This is a genomic window from Hoylesella buccalis ATCC 35310, assembly GCF_025151385.1.
Taxonomy (GTDB): domain Bacteria; phylum Bacteroidota; class Bacteroidia; order Bacteroidales; family Bacteroidaceae; genus Prevotella; species Prevotella buccalis.
Genome location: NZ_CP102287.1, coordinates 564,524 through 581,113, shown reverse-complemented (window position 1 = coordinate 581,113; position 16,590 = coordinate 564,524). Strand labels below are relative to the sequence as shown.

Below are 16,590 nucleotides of genomic sequence, written 5' to 3'. Positions count from 1 at the left end.
CTATTTTGATGCTACACTACAAACGATACACACTACTGTTGTTGGTCGTATTTTCGACCCACATGCTGGCTGATACCATCCCTGAGAGAAAAGGTTTCTTCAAGAAACTAACCCAGGGGGCGGTCAGGTTCGTAGAGAGTTTCTCGGAAGTAGACACCAATTATGTCGAACCACAGCATTACTACTACACCGTGATGCTGCAAAACACCAACACCTATGAAGGCTATCGTTTGCGCAACCAACAAGGACAAACTGTCACCTTGGCTCCCCAACCCAGCATCAAGATAGGCCCTTTCGTAGGCTACAGGTGGTTTTTTCTGGGCTATACCTTCGATCTCAAACACTACGACAAGAATAAGGATCGCCAAGAAATAGACCTGAGCCTCTATTCTTCGCGCCTCACCATAGATTTGTTTTATCGTAAAACGGGCAACTTATATAGTATCAGAAGCCTGTATATTGATGATAAAATCGACACCAAACCTCTTGAGAAGCAACCGTTCAGTGGCTTCAAGTCGAGCATCAAGGGCTTCAATCTCTACTACATTTTCAATCACCGAAAATTCTCTTACCCAGCTGCTTTCAGCCAATCCACGGTACAACGAAGAAGTTATGGGTCGCCTATGGTGGGCATTGGCTATACCAAGCACAAGATGAGCATCGACCTGTCTGAACTTAATCATCTGGTCAGATCGGTGTTAAAACCAGGGGAAGAGGGAAAAACGAAAGAAGACACACGTCTGACATTTGGTAATTATCACTACTCCGACATTTCAGTTTCTGGCGGATATGCTTACAACTGGGTGTTTGCCCACAACTGGCTGTTCGCCTCTTCCCTATGCCTGGGACTGGCGTACAAGCACAGCGTGGGTGACGTTTTGAAAGAACAAACGACCACCCATGATTACAATCTGAAAAAATTCAACGTCGATGCAGTAGGCCGGGTTGGCGTTGTGTGGAACAATACGCGCTATTATGTAGGCACAAGTACCATATTCCACGTATACAACTATCAGAAAGGTCAGTTTTCAACAAGTACCATTTTCGGTAACTTCAACATCTATGTAGGATTTAATTTTGGAAAAATAAAACAAAAATAATTTGATATATGCGACTGCTATTTTTACTATTATCCACCTTCTGCCTACAGGTCTTCGGGCAAACCCTGCAATATGAAAAAGCTGACAGTGTCAAGGTTGAACAACTTCTCGCTTCTGCCCGTCAGCAAGACAAAGGCACAAACATGGTGATATTTTTTGCTCGTCAGTTGATTGGAACGCCCTATATCGCCAAGACCTTGGAAAACAACGACCGGGAGAACCTGGTTATCAACTTGCGCGAACTTGACTGTACAACGTATGTGGAAAATGTTTTGGCACTTTTCTTATGCCACAAGAACCATCAAAAGCGTTTTCAAGACTTTTGTCAATTTCTGCGACTCGTCAGATATCGCAATGGAAAAGTAGCTTATCCCAACCGTCTTCACTACTTCTCATCCTGGATAGAAGACAACGTGCGCATGGGCTACATCCAGCATGTTGAAGAGCTTGACCCGCCTTTCTCGGCTACACAGGTGCTTGACCTGCACTACATGACAACCCATCCGCAATATTATCCGATGATGAAGGGCAAGCCGGAGGTCATCGCAGCCATTCGAGAAATGGAGATTGAGCTAAGTGGCAACGAATATCTGTACATTCCCAAGGACAGCATTCGCAATACGCCCCTCCTCAGGCGGTGCATCAAAGACGGTGACATCCTGGCCATGCTCACCAGCCGAAAAGGGCTGGATACCAGTCACGTCGGCATAGCCATCTGGCACGAAGATGGCCTACATCTGCTCAATGCCTCCTCCATTCACGGAAAAGTGGTGGAAGAATCGATGACGCTCAACAAGTACATGAGTAGACAACGCTCACAAATTGGCATCAGGGCGGTCAGGTGTGCCGGACTGTAAACACAAGGGTTGCCGACCACTTGAACAGCTCATTTATTCAACCTCAAAACGCTGTTGTTTTCAGGCTTTTACCATTGTCGTGCAATCTCATAGAGTTTGGCAGTCAAAGTCAAAGAGTTTGGCAGTCAAAGTCAAAGAGATTGGCTGCCAAAGTCATGGAGATTGGTTTTCGAAAGAAAAACAATGGAATCAATCGAGCTACAGAGTGATGACAAAATAAAAAGAACCCATAAAATAGAGTGAATTCACAGCTATTTTTCGTAACTTTGTCAACACAACGAGAATAAATTATCATTAACAAATAAAAGATTCGAAAATGAAAATTGATCAATTCAATTTTGCTGGAAAGAAAGCAATTGTACGCGTAGACTTCAATGTTCCATTGGATGAAAATGGAAAGGTAACCGACGACACCCGCATTCGTGGTGCTCTGCCTACGCTGAAGAAAATTCTTGCAGACGGCGGTGCTGTCATCATGATGAGCCACATGGGCAAGCCCAAAGGCAAAGTGAAGGCTGAATTATCACTCGAACAAATCGTTAAGAACGTTTCAGATGCTTTAGGCGTTAACGTGAAATTTGCGAAAGACTGCGCCCATGCTGAGAAAGAGGCAGCTGACTTGAAGATGGGTGAAGCACTGTTGCTGGAAAATCTTCGCTTCTATGCTGAAGAAGAAGGCAAGCCTGTAGGCGTAGAAAAAGGCACACCAGAATATGACGAGGCAAAGAAGGCCATGAAGACCAGCCAGGCAGACTTTGCCAAGAAACTGGCTTCGTATGCAGACGTATATGTAAACGATGCCTTTGGTACCGCTCACCGCAAGCACGCTTCAACAGCTGTGATCGCCGACTATTTTGACGCCGATAGCAAGATGTTAGGCTACCTGATGGAGAAAGAGGTTACTGCCATTGACAACGTGTTGAAGAACGCACAACATCCTTTCACGGCCATCATCGGTGGCAGCAAGGTAAGCTCTAAGCTGGGTGTTATCAAGAACTTGCTTGACAAGGTAGACAACTTGATTATCGGCGGCGGCATGGGTTACACCTTCATCAAAGCACAAGGTGGCAAGATTGGTAAGTCGTTGCACGAAGATGATTTGATGCCAGAGGCTCTTAATGTGATGAAAGCCGCCAAAGAAAAGGGCGTGAACCTGTCATTGTCGGTAGCAACCGTTTGCGGAAAGGAATTCTCCAACGACACCGAACGCAAAGTGTTCCCCATCAATGAAATTCCAGACGAATGGGAAGGCATGGACGCATCGGAAGAGAGTTTGGAGAACTGGAAGAAGATTATTCTCGATTCTAAGACTATCTTGTGGAACGGTCCTGTTGGTGTGTTCGAGTTGGAAAACTTCGCACACGGTACTGGTGAAATTGCCAAATACGTAGCTCAAGCCACGCAAGAGAATGGTGCATTCTCTCTGGTTGGCGGTGGCGACTCAGTGGCAGCTGTCAACAAGTTTGGCTTGGCCGACAAGGTTTCTTACGTTTCTACTGGTGGTGGCGCAATGCTTGAGGCCATTGAGGGAAAAACTCTTCCCGGTGTAGCTGCCATTAAAGGCTGAAAACAGCATGCAAGGGATATTTCCTTGCAGGCATAAATAAAATTGGGTAGGAGGTAAATGTTATTCATAAAAGACATTTACCTCCTATTTTTCACATTTGCCGACCTCCCCATCACCGTACGTGCCGTTTGGCATACGGCAGTTTCGCGTTTTTACACCTTACGGTGTGCGGCATGTTGTTTTCAGCCATGCCTTCGATATACGTTTCAGTTACTACCGTTTAATTGACAGGTCTGCCTTTCGTGGAGCGTTATCGAGTACTCCACTACTATGGCATCTGCTGACTTTTCACAGCAAGCGTTACTCCGTTTCTTTCGTAAAAAAACTATTTGATGCGTCCGTGAGTCCTCCTCGGATATGAACAATATCTTTCCACCTTATATCTACTTTATTTTTCGTTAAGCTCAAGGGAACTCCGCCAACCATTCCGAATAGCTATAAGACTTTGATTTGTTTGACAATCTCATCCATGGCCAAATGCCTTATAAAAAGTTTCTGTACGTTAAGTCAGATGTTTGTCGCCAGCTTCCTTCAGATTTCACCTCACGATGAACACCCTTGCCTTTAGTTATGTAATTCGCGCTATTAGGCCATACTCGGGAGTTGCACCCGTTAGATAATGCTCATGCTGAGCGTACAATAAACTGTTGTAAACTACCTTGTCATAGCTTGATACAGTTTATTTTACACTTTCATTTAAGGATTGAAAACCTTTGTCACATATTCGAATATGACATACACTTTTCTTCCGTAGACAATCATCATGTTCTCATCCTTGACAGAGTTTCCTTTTGCTTTACTTGTCACAACATCGTTTCTTTTTATTTGCACTACTTCTTCTATTCGAAGTAGTTCTAAAAAAATGCAAAACTATAATCAATAAGATTATTACATGGATAGATGTAAATAACACCAAATAGAACCACCACGTAAAAGCAGCTCCACCTGCACCTTTATAGGTCATTAAGTAGTACAAAGGAAATGAATAAACAATAAACACAATTGCATTTATTGAATATTTTTTGTGACTAATAAAAATCCATTCTATTAGTAGTAATATTATGCATATTAAAGAAATAGCATATACGATTATACTATCATTCATATTTTAAATTGTTATCATTAGCAATGTATTTGCAACAATAGATTGCCAATACATTGCAGAAAGTTAATTACTCAACTGTAGATTCAAACTATCCGGGATGCTTCTTATTCCATTGTTGATACAAATTTATTAATCGCCTTTTATATCTGATTTTGAACCACCAGCCGTAGAGTCAACCAGCAAGTGCAAAATTAGTCAATCCTTTTATAAAACTCTTGTTTGGTGTTGAAAACTTGAGTTTTTCACTCCCAATCTGGAGTGCAAAGTGCCGATGTGTTCTTGTATATTCATTTTTCTTTGTTTTGGACTACAAATATAGCAAAAGGCAGAGAATCTTTCCCTGCCTTTATACCTAATTATTTAGAACCAAATTGATTATTAAGTAGTTATTCTGACAAGTCCCAATTTGGAACATTACCAAAAATCATGTGTTATTTGTTTTCATATATAATTTCTTTTGTTTCATAGTGTCGTCTATATATTTTTTCTAATTTTACTATTCGGTTATTTTTATCATAAGTAAATACACATGTATATGAAATAATGACGTCAGACATATTGGGCTTGTAGGTATAACTATATTGGGTAATAAGACTATCCTTGACTATAATGTTAATACTAACTACATAGTCAACACTGGCATCAAGATACGTGTAATACTTATTGATATCTTGTATAGAAATCTTTTTTCGCTCCCCTATAGGCTTTGTAAACGATAAGATTTCGCTTGGGTCATAACTTGACAAAATATCAGCAATAATACACGCATCTTTATATATGACCTCGGGATATTTTAGAATTATTCCATAATCAATCAGGCTATAAGATTGATCTAAAAATATCTTTTGATATTTGATATCATCTGCGGACAATTTAACCAATCTACCTCGTTTATTATACACCCCGATTTTTTTTTCGTTTAGAAATAAACTTCTCTCTACCTTACAACCATTGCTTAAAATTTTTACAACAGTTTGTGATTTCAATTCTAAACTATTTAGAATTGAAATCACAGAAAGTATCAATATAGCACAAAATCTCATTACTAATCTTTTATTTTGGCGACCTCAGTTTTGAGCATTACACTTGAGACCTAAAAAGAGCTATTCCACATTTATAATCATCGATTTTACAGAGATCCATCCAATCTGCTTCAGATTCATGCAACGAATGGAATGTAAGTACACATGACTCTCTTTGTATGGTTAATATAATCTCATATCCACATTTCATTTCTTTAAGTATATTCTCCAATCTATCTGCAAAAATAAAAGCATTTGATACAATATCCTTACGACAAAAATCCTCAATGTGAACATTATTGAGAAAACATTCATACGCCGTCATATCATCAAACAAATCTAATGTTATATGTGGATTATTGACATAAAAACGTTTAAAGAAAATACATTGTCCATTAACAGTGATTCCTTCTTTTAAAAGATCTGCAAGCCCTTTGGACAGCCTATTTGAAATAAGCTGTCTTTTCAGAAAGAGCATCATTTTTTTATTAAAAACAATCATTCTCCAAGATATTTTTGTCCTTGTTTTGTTGCGCTCCTCTATGAACACTTCACCGAACGGCACATATTCGATGTGCTACGATACCTCGCCGTCAAGGTTGGTGATGTAGCTACTGCTGCCCAAGTGATCAAGATGGTAGTAGAACTACATCTTCTCGTACCCTTCATTCGGCTTGTCTCTTGTACTTACAGAAAGAAGTTTCGTTATTTTCATTACCTTTAATTCTGTCATAACGTACGATTGTTTATGGTTATCAACTATTTAACGTCGTTCTTTCCTGTTTATTGCTCTCGTTTTTGTTATACCCATACCATTCTTCGCACCTTTGATTACTTCCGTTAAATTGCAATGCAGACATTGAAACTCAACTTCCCAATCTGGAGCATAAAGTGCCGACGCGTTCTCATATATTCATTTTTCTTTCTTTTGGACTACAAATATAACAAAAGGCAGAGAATCTTTCCCTGCCTTTATACCTAATTATTTTGAACAAAATTGATTATCAGGCTGTTATTCTGACCTACCTTTCTTTAATAACTTCCCCATTCCATTGTGTAATATTAGGAGTATAAATAGAAAGCCATTTATTAATGAAGTTCTCTATATTAGAAATATCCTTTTCTAATCTTCTTTTTAGTTTTTCTATTTGTCTTTCCATTCCTTTTTTTGACCAAGCTGTATGCAATTTATAATAATCAAACATAAATCTTTTACTAAATAAAGGAATTGTATGTAACAAATCCATGTCAAGTCTTGCTCTCTTTTTATTATTTGGTAACAAATGAAAATTTAAACCATCAATATTCTCTAATTGGTAAATATCATTTAGTCTAGGAGATAATTCGAATATATTCAGATAAATTTGAATATAAGAATCCCTTTTACTAATATATATGGTAATAAATTCTATCACTACTGTCCACGAAAACCCTTTAACATTTCAAAAAGTAACAAATTGATAGTTACCCATCAAAATTGAGGCAGAGCTGCAGGTTTTTTCCTTCAGTAAATTCTTCCTCTTTCTGTTCAATGAGCAAGTCACACAATGGCATTTTTGTCAACAATGCCGTGCTTAAAATTCTTAGAACATCATAGGTTTGAAGCTTTAGCCCCATACATTCTTGTACGATAACGACAAGACAATATGCAATGATAGCTGCATAGATTTGTATTTTTACAGCATTCTCCGAGGTTCCATAAAACTCTTTGATGCGCAGATGTTGCTTCAGCCATTTGAAGAACAGTTCTACTCTCCATCTGTATTTGTAAAGCATAGCAACCTGTTCCGCTGTAATTTCAAAATTGTTCGTGTAAAATACAAATGTCCTATTACCATCATAGTCATAGAATACCACTCGTCGAAGTTTATTTGGATATTGCTTCTTAGTCTTGTATCCCTTGAAACGTATAATTTGGTCAGCCATAATTCCAGATGAAGGGTTGTTGTATTCTTTATCCTCTATGACCTCAAACGGCATTTTATGCTTCTCTCTCACGACAAAGTAAGCTTCTGCTCCTTCTATTATATAAAGTTTCCTAGTTGCCATATACGCTCTGTCAAATATATAGAAACTCTCTTTCTCATAGGGAATTAGCTCCATCACTTGAGAATCGTGAACTGAAGCGTCTGTAATGACAGAAAATGTCGGAATGTCTGTCTTCACGTCATACAGTTCATGCAATTTCACTCCTCCTTTCCCATGATGCAGTTTAGTCCACCAGTATACAGAAAGGCACAATGATATTGTTGAGGAGTCAAACGCATAGACATTGTTCGATATGAAGAAGTCCTTGACGACTCCTCGTTTCTCTCTTGCTATGGAAACCATCTTGTCTGCAAACTCTTGGAATATCTTGACTTCGCGTATTTCATTGGCCTTGCTCAAATTGCTTCTACTGACATTCTTTCCAAAACCAAGATGGTGGAACGCTGACTTGAACGGAGTGATGGTTACAATAAGGTCTCGTAATCCCTCACGATTAGACAACTGACCAAATAGAAGAACCATCAGATGATTCCAACAAGTGAAACTCTTCACATATTTATTACCTTCATACTTTTTTATCAACCATTTGAAATGGTCTGTCGGCAGAAAGTCGCACAGCTGTGAAAATACGTATCGACCTTTGTTCATAAGTATCTGCTTTCAAATTGTAATTTGTGGCAAAGATACTCTTTTCAAAAGTAGGGAGTCTATTTTATCTCCTACAAGCTTGTATTTATAGGCGTTTCAAGAGATTATTAAAAGATTTTCGTGGACAGTAGTGAAATTCTATATACTGACAATCAACTAACCGACACAGCTCATATATGTATAACGAAGGATTAGCAAGACCGTAACATGTGTTTACAAATGGAGATTTAGCAAATTTTTTTTACCAAGTTCAGGAATAACATTCTTTAAAACAATGTTATTCCTAATTTTAAAAGATTCTAATAGTGTGATTTTTAAAAACATTTTGCTTTATCGTCTATTATTATTACCTATTATTCCTGCACTCCCGTTTACACTTTGCTGCATCCAATTTCCTAATTGACTACCTGTTGTTCTATCTATTCTGAAAGCATAATATTGGAATCATATATCAGAGCTTGATGGAAATTTATTGATAACCTCTATCTCAAATATATTTATGTCCTTAGGAAAGATATCGAGAACGGAACATTCTTATCCTAACTCAGGTTAGTAGGTGTAGGTTAAAACATACCTATCGTTGAGACGATAATAAACGGGAACTGTCTGGTTGGCCTTCAAATTGTCGACGTTGACACACCCTTCGCTGGCCACTTGGAATGGATGCAGTCGCATGTCCGCATATTGTAACCGGTGTGCAGAGAAGTATTTGAACACCGTTTCCTTGGCGCTCCAATGGATGAGCCGGCTCTCTGTAGTGCCAGCCACTTCATCTTCACGAAGAAACCGCTTGGCTATGCGGTCCACCCGGTTGCTGTAATATTCGATATCAACGGCCACCTCTTTCGTTTTGCTCAAGATGATGGCTACATATCCCGCTGTATCACTGATACTAATAAAAAAATCTTTCAGTAAAGGTTTGCCATGCGAATCATGATTGATGACGACATGCTGGTTGCCATTCATGGCATATAACAATGCGTAGACCGCCATTTTTTGGCGCTTGCGCTCAAAATGATGATAACCGGAAACAACTTGTTCAAGGTGTGGATAGGCAGACAGAAACTCATCTATGGACTCATCAATCTTCCACAGTCCAAGTTTCACATCCTTTGTCAACTGGCTAATACTGAGGACGGGCATTGCTATTCGTTTACTTCGTTCTCATCCGTAGCAATGGGATGGACCACCAATTTCACCTGACTGATACGCCTCTCCTCTATTCCCACAATTTCAAAAGTATAGTTCTTATAGCTGATCTTCTCGTGAAGATGAAGAAAATCGCCCTTCATCTCTAACAGCAATCCGGCTAAAGAGTCGGCATCACCCTGCACATCACTGAACTCATCATCATGGATGTCTAAGATTTTGAAGAAATCGGACAATGGGGTCTTGCCTTCAAACAGGTACGTATTTTCGTTTAATTTAGAAAATGTACGTTCTTCCTCATCATATTCATCATTGATTTCTCCGACAATTTCTTCCAGAATGTCTTCCAAGGTAATCAATCCACATGTTCCTCCAAACTCGTCAACAACGATGGCAATGTGCACCTTATTCTCCTGAAACTCAGTCATCAAGTCATCAATCTTCTTCGTGCCTGGTACGAAGTAGGCTGGTCTGATAAGACTCTGCCAACGAAAAGCGGCAGGCTTATTGAGATGAGGGAGCAAATCTTTGATGTACAAAACGCCGCGAATATTGTCATCATTGTCCTGATACACCGGAATGCGGCTATAGTTGTTTTCGATGATGCACTGCATGACTTCATTAAAATTAGAATGAATGTCTATGTCAACTATGTCTTTTCGTGGCGTCATCACCTCTTTTGCCGTCTCATCCCCAAAACGAATAATGCCTTGCAGCATGCTCTGTTCGTCTTTAATGTCTTCCTTGTCTGTCAATTCCAATGCCTGTTCCAAATCATCAACGCTGAGAACATGGTTTTGTTTTTGTATGACCCGTTCGGCTATCACCCCGCTTCGCAGCAAGATATTCTCGATAGGCCAAAACATTTTTCGGAAGAACAAGATGCCATTGACACTGTTTCTGCAAAACTTCAAGGGGTTTTGACGACTATAAACCTTGGGCATGATTTCACCAAACAGCAATAACAAGAACGTCAACAACACTGTAATGGTGAGAAATTGCAACCAATAAGCCTTTGGTCCAAAATGAAATAGCGAACCAAACACATAGTTGCACAGCATGATGATGGTGACGTTGACAAAGTTGTTGGTAATCAGAATGGTAGCCAGCGTACGTTGACTGTCATCACGTAGCATTTGAATCTTGCGGTCACGGACGCTTCTTTCACCGTCTAATGCAGCGAGATCGGTAGGAGAAAGACTGAAAAAAGCTATTTCAGAACCGCTTGCGAAGCCGGAGGCCAGCAACAAAAGAGCCGCCAGAACGGCTGCAAAGATGACGCCTACTGTTGGATACTGGAAGGTGACATCTGATAAAGAAGAGCTAATAGAGGAGATATCCAATTTCAAAAGGGTAGTTTAGTTGTATCATTTGTCGGAGTGGTCGTCTCAGAAGAACCACTCTTCTCTGTTTTATCTTCCGCTTCTGACGAGGCGCCACGCTTAGGGGAAAGGAGTTCCATGTTATCAGCCAGTACCTCTGTGACATATCGTTTGATACCACGTTGGTCATCGTATGTCCTATATCTCAGACGCCCTTCAACGTACAGTTTGTCACCCTTATGTACATATTTCTCGACAACCTTGGCCAAACCTCGATAGAAAACGATGTTATGCCAATCAGTGTGATCTGGAACCCGAGTTCCATTTTGCAACGTATAGCCACGCTCAGTTGTTGCCAGCGTTAACTGCGCAACCGCTTGATCGGCCTCAAAATATCTTACTTCTGGGTCTTTACCAACATTACCGATGAGCATTACTTTATTCATGACAATGTACTATTTGATGAAGAATATGCTATTTCCACATGCCTAAATACTTGAAACGGAAATTTTTGCCTTTTGCAGAAGGAAATTGGGAGCGACTGTCCACACGATCTTTGAGATAGTCGACAATACGATTGTAACAATCTTGTCCGGAATTGGCCTTGCATTGAGCGATGAATTGCGTATCCTTGTACTCATGCTTACCTGTGGAAGGAATCAAAACCACTCTCTTGAAATCTAGAGAACCCTCATACCAGCCTTCATGAATTTCGGTCAAACGCGTCATAGCTGTGGCAGCAATATCCCGCTTATCAATAGGACTCGCTGGATGATTGGATGGGTGTAACGCTTTTTTTTGCTTAAAATCGAGCATCGTTTCTGCCGTGGTCTTGATAATGATGAAATATACTCGGGGGCGTACCTTATAACGTTTTGGATAGAAGACGTCGCTTGCAACATAATCGCGGATGTCTGATTCCAAATCCATGTCTACCACTATCTCGGGTATAGAACGCAAAAACTCTAAAGCTTCTTCAACATTATAAACTAATGTCTCACGATCAAAGTATCTTAAATATAAATTCATGAATGAGTATGTTTCTCTGAAAAAAAGAGCGGCAAACGAGACTTGAACTCGCGACCCCAACCTTGGCAAGGTTGTGCTCTACCAACTGAGCTATTGCCGCATCAATATAATAACAACAAAACGTGAAGAGGAGGAGACTCGAACTCCCACGAAGCAATTTTCACTACCCCCTCAAAGTAGCGCGTCTACCAATTCCGCCACCTCTCCAACATTTGTTACCATCCTGAATAAAAGTGCCCAGAACAGGGATCGAACCTGCACGTTGTTAAACACACGCACCTGAAACGTGCGCGTCTACCAATTCCGCCACCTGGGCAAGTTGGGTAAAGTTACCCTATTGGTTTTATTCAGAACGAGAGCGGCAAACGAGACTCGAACTCGCGACCCCAACCTTGGCAAGGTTGTGCTCTACCAACTGAGCTATTGCCGCATCACCCTTTTAGCAAGGGACATTTCTCCAAATGCTGTGCAAAGGTAATGCTTTTTTCTGACTGTACAAATAAAATCATCTTTTTTTTCTGAATGGATTGCTATTTATTTAATCCATCCTATCTGCGTAATCGTCAAAAGTATATTTGCGTAGCACTTCTAATTCGCCATCCTGACGCAAGAAACCTATTGCTGGATGCCCCACTCCATTGAACATATTGGTCTTAACCGTAGTGTAATGCATCATATCTTCAAAAATAATGTTTTCACCAACCTGTAGTTCATGGTCAAAGCGCCACGAGCCCATGTAGTCGCCACTGAGGCACGAGTTTCCACCTAATCTATATATATGTTCTTTGGTTGGCAGATGTTTTTCCTCCTCAACGATATCGGCAAACCGCACCGTTGGCATGTATGGCATTTCCAAGCAGTCGGGCATGTGACACGTAAAGCTCACGTTGAGGATAGCCGTTCGGATGCCGTGATCTTCTACTACATCGACAACCTGCGACACCAGCGGTCCCGTTTGCCACGCAAAGGCGCTGCCTGGTTCTAGAATTACTTTCAGATGTGGGTATCTTTTCTTAAAATCAAGAAGGGTTTGTACCAACAAATCGATATCATAATCCTTGCGCGTCATCAAGTGTCCACCGCCGAAATTAATCCACTTCACTACTGTCCACGAAAACCCTTTAACATTTCAAAAAGTAACAAATTGATAGTTACCCATCAAAATTGAGGCAGAGCTGCAGGTTTTTTCCTTCAGTAAATTCTTCCTCTTTCTGTTCAATGAGCAAGTCACACAATGGCATTTTTGTCAACAATGCCGTGCTTAAAATTCTTAGAACATCATAGGTTTGAAGCTTTAGCCCCATACATTCTTGTACGATAACGACAAGACAATATGCAATGATAGCTGCATAGATTTGTATTTTTACAGCATTCTCCGAGGTTCCATAAAACTCTTTGATGCGCAGATGTTGCTTCAGCCATTTGAAGAACAGTTCTACTCTCCATCTGTATTTGTAAAGCATAGCAACCTGTTCCGCTGTAATTTCAAAATTGTTCGTGTAAAATACAAATGTCCTATTACCATCATAGTCATAGAATACCACTCGTCGAAGTTTATTTGGATATTGCTTCTTAGTCTTGTATCCCTTGAAACGTATAATTTGGTCAGCCATAATTCCAGATGAAGGGTTGTTGTATTCTTTATCCTCTATGACCTCAAACGGCATTTTATGCTTCTCTCTCACGACAAAGTAAGCTTCTGCTCCTTCTATTATATAAAGTTTCCTAGTTGCCATATACGCTCTGTCAAATATATAGAAACTCTCTTTCTCATAGGGAATTAGCTCCATCACTTGAGAATCGTGAACTGAAGCGTCTGTAATGACAGAAAATGTCGGAATGTCTGTCTTCACGTCATACAGTTCATGCAATTTCACTCCTCCTTTCCCATGATGCAGTTTAGTCCACCAGTATACAGAAAGGCACAATGATATTGTTGAGGAGTCAAACGCATAGACATTGTTCGATATGAAGAAGTCCTTGACGACTCCTCGTTTCTCTCTTGCTATGGAAACCATCTTGTCTGCAAACTCTTGGAATATCTTGACTTCGCGTATTTCATTGGCCTTGCTCAAATTGCTTCTACTGACATTCTTTCCAAAACCAAGATGGTGGAACGCTGACTTGAACGGAGTGATGGTTACAATAAGGTCTCGTAATCCCTCACGATTAGACAACTGACCAAATAGAAGAACCATCAGATGATTCCAACAAGTGAAACTCTTCACATATTTATTACCTTCATACTTTTTTATCAACCATTTGAAATGGTCTGTCGGCAGAAAGTCGCACAGCTGTGAAAATACGTATCGACCTTTGTTCATAAGTATCTGCTTTCAAATTGTAATTTGTGGCAAAGATACTCTTTTCAAAAGTAGGGAGTCTATTTTATCTCCTACAAGCTTGTATTTATAGGCGTTTCAAGAGATTATTAAAAGATTTTCGTGGACAGTAGTGAATCCACTTGATTTGCGAAAACCATGGAGAAAACCTCTCTTCAATATGAGCAAGCGTTCGCTGAAACACATCAGCACCGCTTTCACAATGACAATGACAATGAAATCCAGTGACCACAGAAGGCAACTCGCAAGGTAGTTTATTAGCCGTTACGCCAAATCTTGTTCCCGGCGCACATGGATTATACAAGTCTGTACCCACCTCAGAATATTCTGGATTGATACGCAGTCCCACGTTAATGGATGGATTCACGCTTTTGACAGTTTGCCCGAAACGTTCCAATTGTGATAGGGAATTAAACGTGAGATGGCTTGACATACGGGCTATCTCTTCAATCTCGTCTTCCACATAGGCAGGAGAATAAGTATGAGTAGGAGCGCCAAATGTGTGAAAACCCAACAAGGCTTCATTCAGTGAGCTGGCTGTTGTACTGTGAATATACTCGCGAAAGACCGGAAAAGTTTTCCACAGCGCATAGGCCTTAAACGCCAATATAATCTCCACACCGGCTCTATCGGCTACGCTGCTAATCAATTGAAGATTTCGTCTCAGTTTTGTTTCTTCAAGTATATAGATGGAGTTCCTTATGTTCTCAAATGTTCTCGCGTCAACTTTCATGTCTCCTAGATATGTATTTCTGGGCAAAGGTAACTTTTTATTTCTTATAAAATTGCTAATTTGATATTATTTTCATACATTTGCAACATCAAATCAAAATAGTGATGAAGCTCGTAATCATGACTAAATCCACATTTTTTGTGGAAGAAGACAAAATACTTACTGCCCTTTTTGATGAAGGAATGGACAACTTGCATTTACACAAGCCTGGTTCGTCACCCCTTTATTCAGAGCGTTTACTGTCACTGCTACCCGAAAAGTACCACAAGAGAATTACGGTTCACGAGCACTATTATCTGAAGAACGAATACAACTTATCAGGAATTCATCTGGACCAATTAACCGATCAGCCGCCCGCAGGCTATCGGGGACGGATTACTCGCAATTGCTCAGATTTGAGTTTGCTGAAGGAAACGAAGAAAAAAGCCGATGATACCTTTTTGACATACATCTTCGACAGCATTGAGGAAGAAAATCATAAAGCCAACTTCAACATGCAGCAAATTGAAGAGGCTGCCAAAAGGGGTCTCATAGACCGACACGTATTTGCCGCGGGAGGCATGAATATAGATAATGTGAAACTTGCCAAGGATTATGGCTTTGGCGGAGTGGTGATAAGAGGCGACTTGTGGAGTAGGTTTGACATCCACAATGAGACGGATTTCAAAGATTTGATGGCACACTTTGAAAAGCTACGAAAGGTTGTCGGATAGGAATAATAATCCTTACAACTGAAGAATATTCTATAACACTATAAATCATAAATGCTAATTAGTAATGAGTGACAAAGACTCTTTTTTAATCTTCTCAGGTACAAAATCGAGATACCTTGCAGAGAAGATTTGCGCAAGTTTGAATTGCCCATTGGGAAAGTTGGTCATGACGAAATTTTCTGATGGTGAATTTGCAGTATCCTACGAACAATCCATTCGTGGACAGAATGTTTTTCTCGTTCAAAGTACATTCCCCAACTCTGATAACCTGATGGAGCTTTTGCTGATGATTGACGCTGCAAAACGTGCGTCGGCAAGACACATCATTGCTGTGATTCCTTATTTCGGATGGGCAAGACAAGATCGCAAAGACAAACCAAGAGTGAGCATTGGCGCCAAACTTGTTGCCGACTTGTTAAGTTGCGCCGGCATTGATCGCCTCATTACAATGGATCTCCACGCCGATCAAATTCAAGGATTTTTCAACGTTCCTGTGGATCATCTGTATGCATCTGGCGTTATGCTCCCCTATCTGCAGAGTCTGAAGTTAGATCAGCTGGTTATTGCTTCTCCAGACGTTGGTGGTTCCAAACGTGCCAATACGTATGCAAAATATTTGGGATGCCCGCTCGTTTTGTGCAATAAAACCCGCGCTCGCGCCAATGAAGTGGAAAGCATGCAAATCATTGGCGATGTGAAAGGTAAGAATGTTGTCTTGATTGATGACATGATAGACACCGCAGGCACCATCACTGTGGCAGCCGATGTCATGAAGAATGCCGGCGCCATCAGCGTGAGAGCACTGGCATCACACGCTGTCATGAGCGGTCCGGCTACAGAAAGAGTGCAAGCTTCATCCATTGAAGAGATTGTCTTTACGGACTCCATTCCATACACTCAAAGATGTTCCAAGATCAAACAACTATCTGTTGCAGACATGTTTGCAGAGACCATCCGCCGTGTAATCAACAATGAGAGTATCTCATCACAATATTTAATTTAATCCCAAGCAAC

Annotated in this window: 14 protein-coding genes, 4 tRNA genes and 2 pseudogenes; 5 read left to right on the top strand and 15 right to left on the bottom strand. The window is 40.4% G+C overall.

Annotated features, from left to right (window positions below):
* Positions 1-8 precede the first annotated feature (8 nt).
* From NQ518_RS02560 to NQ518_RS02550, 3 genes are all read left to right on the top strand, one after another.
* Positions 9-1,100, top strand: a complete 1,092-nt coding sequence (locus NQ518_RS02560; RefSeq protein ID WP_227208239.1) for a DUF4421 domain-containing protein — start codon at positions 9-11, stop codon at positions 1,098-1,100.
* 8 nt (positions 1,101-1,108) lie between these two features.
* Positions 1,109-1,957 carry an N-acetylmuramoyl-L-alanine amidase-like domain-containing protein gene (locus NQ518_RS02555; protein ID WP_227208241.1) on the top strand — a complete coding sequence of 283 codons (849 nt, stop codon included), beginning with the start codon at positions 1,109-1,111 and terminating at the stop codon, positions 1,955-1,957.
* A gap of 316 nt (positions 1,958-2,273) precedes the next feature.
* Positions 2,274-3,524, top strand: coding sequence for a phosphoglycerate kinase (locus NQ518_RS02550; protein WP_227960940.1), 1,251 nt, complete (start codon positions 2,274-2,276; stop codon positions 3,522-3,524).
* Between the two features lie 1,536 nt (positions 3,525-5,060).
* On the opposite strand, the gene NQ518_RS02545 is transcribed toward NQ518_RS02550, so the two are convergent.
* From NQ518_RS02545 to NQ518_RS02475, 15 genes and pseudogenes are all read right to left on the bottom strand, one after another.
* On the bottom strand, positions 5,061-5,672 hold the full coding sequence (locus NQ518_RS02545; protein WP_227207085.1) for a hypothetical protein: 612 nt from the start codon (positions 5,670-5,672) through the stop codon (positions 5,061-5,063).
* Positions 5,673-5,709: 37 nt separating this feature from the next.
* A complete protein-coding gene (locus tag NQ518_RS02540; protein WP_227207083.1) occupies positions 5,710-6,153 on the bottom strand; it encodes a hypothetical protein in 444 nt (147 codons plus the stop codon).
* 520 nt (positions 6,154-6,673) lie between these two features.
* On the bottom strand, positions 6,674-7,066 hold the full coding sequence (locus tag NQ518_RS02535; protein ID WP_227960942.1) for a hypothetical protein: 393 nt from the start codon (positions 7,064-7,066) through the stop codon (positions 6,674-6,676).
* A gap of 49 nt (positions 7,067-7,115) precedes the next feature.
* Entirely contained in the window at positions 7,116-8,288 is a 1,173-nt protein-coding gene (locus NQ518_RS02530) for an IS4 family transposase (protein ID WP_227208630.1), read from the bottom strand.
* A gap of 549 nt (positions 8,289-8,837) precedes the next feature.
* Positions 8,838-9,431, bottom strand: coding sequence for a 4'-phosphopantetheinyl transferase superfamily protein (locus tag NQ518_RS02525; protein WP_227207079.1), 594 nt, complete (start codon positions 9,429-9,431; stop codon positions 8,838-8,840).
* A gap of 2 nt (positions 9,432-9,433) precedes the next feature.
* Positions 9,434-10,780, bottom strand: coding sequence for a gliding motility-associated protein GldE (gene gldE / locus NQ518_RS02520; protein ID WP_227207091.1), 1,347 nt, complete (start codon positions 10,778-10,780; stop codon positions 9,434-9,436).
* A 2-nt stretch (positions 10,781-10,782) separates the two neighbouring features.
* A complete protein-coding gene (locus tag NQ518_RS02515) occupies positions 10,783-11,205 on the bottom strand; it encodes a single-stranded DNA-binding protein (RefSeq protein ID WP_004351180.1) in 423 nt (140 codons plus the stop codon).
* A 28-nt stretch (positions 11,206-11,233) separates the two neighbouring features.
* Complete coding sequence (locus NQ518_RS02510; protein WP_227207077.1) at positions 11,234-11,788, bottom strand: hypothetical protein; 555 nt, start codon at positions 11,786-11,788, stop codon at positions 11,234-11,236.
* Between the two features lie 27 nt (positions 11,789-11,815).
* Positions 11,816-11,888 (bottom strand) — tRNA-Gly (locus tag NQ518_RS02505).
* Positions 11,889-11,911: 23 nt separating this feature from the next.
* Positions 11,912-11,995, bottom strand: a tRNA-Leu gene (locus NQ518_RS02500).
* 27 nt (positions 11,996-12,022) lie between these two features.
* A tRNA-Leu gene (locus NQ518_RS02495) sits at positions 12,023-12,104 on the bottom strand.
* A 41-nt stretch (positions 12,105-12,145) separates the two neighbouring features.
* Positions 12,146-12,218 (bottom strand) — tRNA-Gly (locus NQ518_RS02490).
* Between the two features lie 108 nt (positions 12,219-12,326).
* Positions 12,327-12,890 (bottom strand): annotated as a pseudogene (locus NQ518_RS02485) (type III PLP-dependent enzyme domain-containing protein); the annotation flags it as partial.
* A gap of 49 nt (positions 12,891-12,939) precedes the next feature.
* Positions 12,940-14,112 (bottom strand): IS4 family transposase, encoded by a 1,173-nt coding sequence (locus NQ518_RS02480; protein ID WP_227208630.1) that lies wholly within the window; start codon positions 14,110-14,112, stop codon positions 12,940-12,942.
* A gap of 127 nt (positions 14,113-14,239) precedes the next feature.
* A pseudogene (locus NQ518_RS02475) lies at positions 14,240-14,863 on the bottom strand (type III PLP-dependent enzyme domain-containing protein); the annotation flags it as partial.
* A 104-nt stretch (positions 14,864-14,967) separates the two neighbouring features.
* On the opposite strand from NQ518_RS02475, the gene NQ518_RS02470 reads away from it, so the two are divergent.
* Together NQ518_RS02470 and NQ518_RS02465 are read left to right on the top strand one after the other, a co-directional pair.
* Positions 14,968-15,576: a beta/alpha barrel domain-containing protein gene (locus NQ518_RS02470; protein WP_102697604.1), complete on the top strand. Its 609-nt coding sequence runs from the start codon at positions 14,968-14,970 to the stop codon at positions 15,574-15,576.
* A gap of 64 nt (positions 15,577-15,640) precedes the next feature.
* Positions 15,641-16,579, top strand: a complete 939-nt coding sequence (locus tag NQ518_RS02465) for a ribose-phosphate pyrophosphokinase (RefSeq protein ID WP_004349775.1) — start codon at positions 15,641-15,643, stop codon at positions 16,577-16,579.
* Positions 16,580-16,590 lie beyond the last annotated feature (11 nt).

Bases quoted from the DNA above. Each gene is read 5' to 3' on its own strand.
- NQ518_RS02545 (WP_227207085.1), bottom strand. From the start codon at position 5,672: ATGAGATTTTGTGCTATATTGATACTTTCTGTGATTTCAATTCTAAAT.
- NQ518_RS02515 (WP_004351180.1), bottom strand. From the start codon at position 11,205: ATGAATAAAGTAATGCTCATCGGTAATGTTGGTAAAGACCCAGAAGTA.
- NQ518_RS02480 (WP_227208630.1), bottom strand. From the start codon at position 14,112: ATGAACAAAGGTCGATACGTATTTTCACAGCTGTGCGACTTTCTGCCG.
- NQ518_RS02530 (WP_227208630.1), bottom strand. From the start codon at position 8,288: ATGAACAAAGGTCGATACGTATTTTCACAGCTGTGCGACTTTCTGCCG.
- NQ518_RS02560 (WP_227208239.1), top strand. From the start codon at position 9: ATGCTACACTACAAACGATACACACTACTGTTGTTGGTCGTATTTTCG.
- NQ518_RS02550 (WP_227960940.1), top strand. From the start codon at position 2,274: ATGAAAATTGATCAATTCAATTTTGCTGGAAAGAAAGCAATTGTACGC.
- NQ518_RS02540 (WP_227207083.1), bottom strand. From the start codon at position 6,153: ATGATTGTTTTTAATAAAAAAATGATGCTCTTTCTGAAAAGACAGCTT.
- NQ518_RS02470 (WP_102697604.1), top strand. From the start codon at position 14,968: ATGAAGCTCGTAATCATGACTAAATCCACATTTTTTGTGGAAGAAGAC.
- NQ518_RS02555 (WP_227208241.1), top strand. From the start codon at position 1,109: ATGCGACTGCTATTTTTACTATTATCCACCTTCTGCCTACAGGTCTTC.
- NQ518_RS02465 (WP_004349775.1), top strand. From the start codon at position 15,641: ATGAGTGACAAAGACTCTTTTTTAATCTTCTCAGGTACAAAATCGAGA.
- NQ518_RS02510 (WP_227207077.1), bottom strand. From the start codon at position 11,788: ATGAATTTATATTTAAGATACTTTGATCGTGAGACATTAGTTTATAAT.
- NQ518_RS02525 (WP_227207079.1), bottom strand. From the start codon at position 9,431: ATGCCCGTCCTCAGTATTAGCCAGTTGACAAAGGATGTGAAACTTGGA.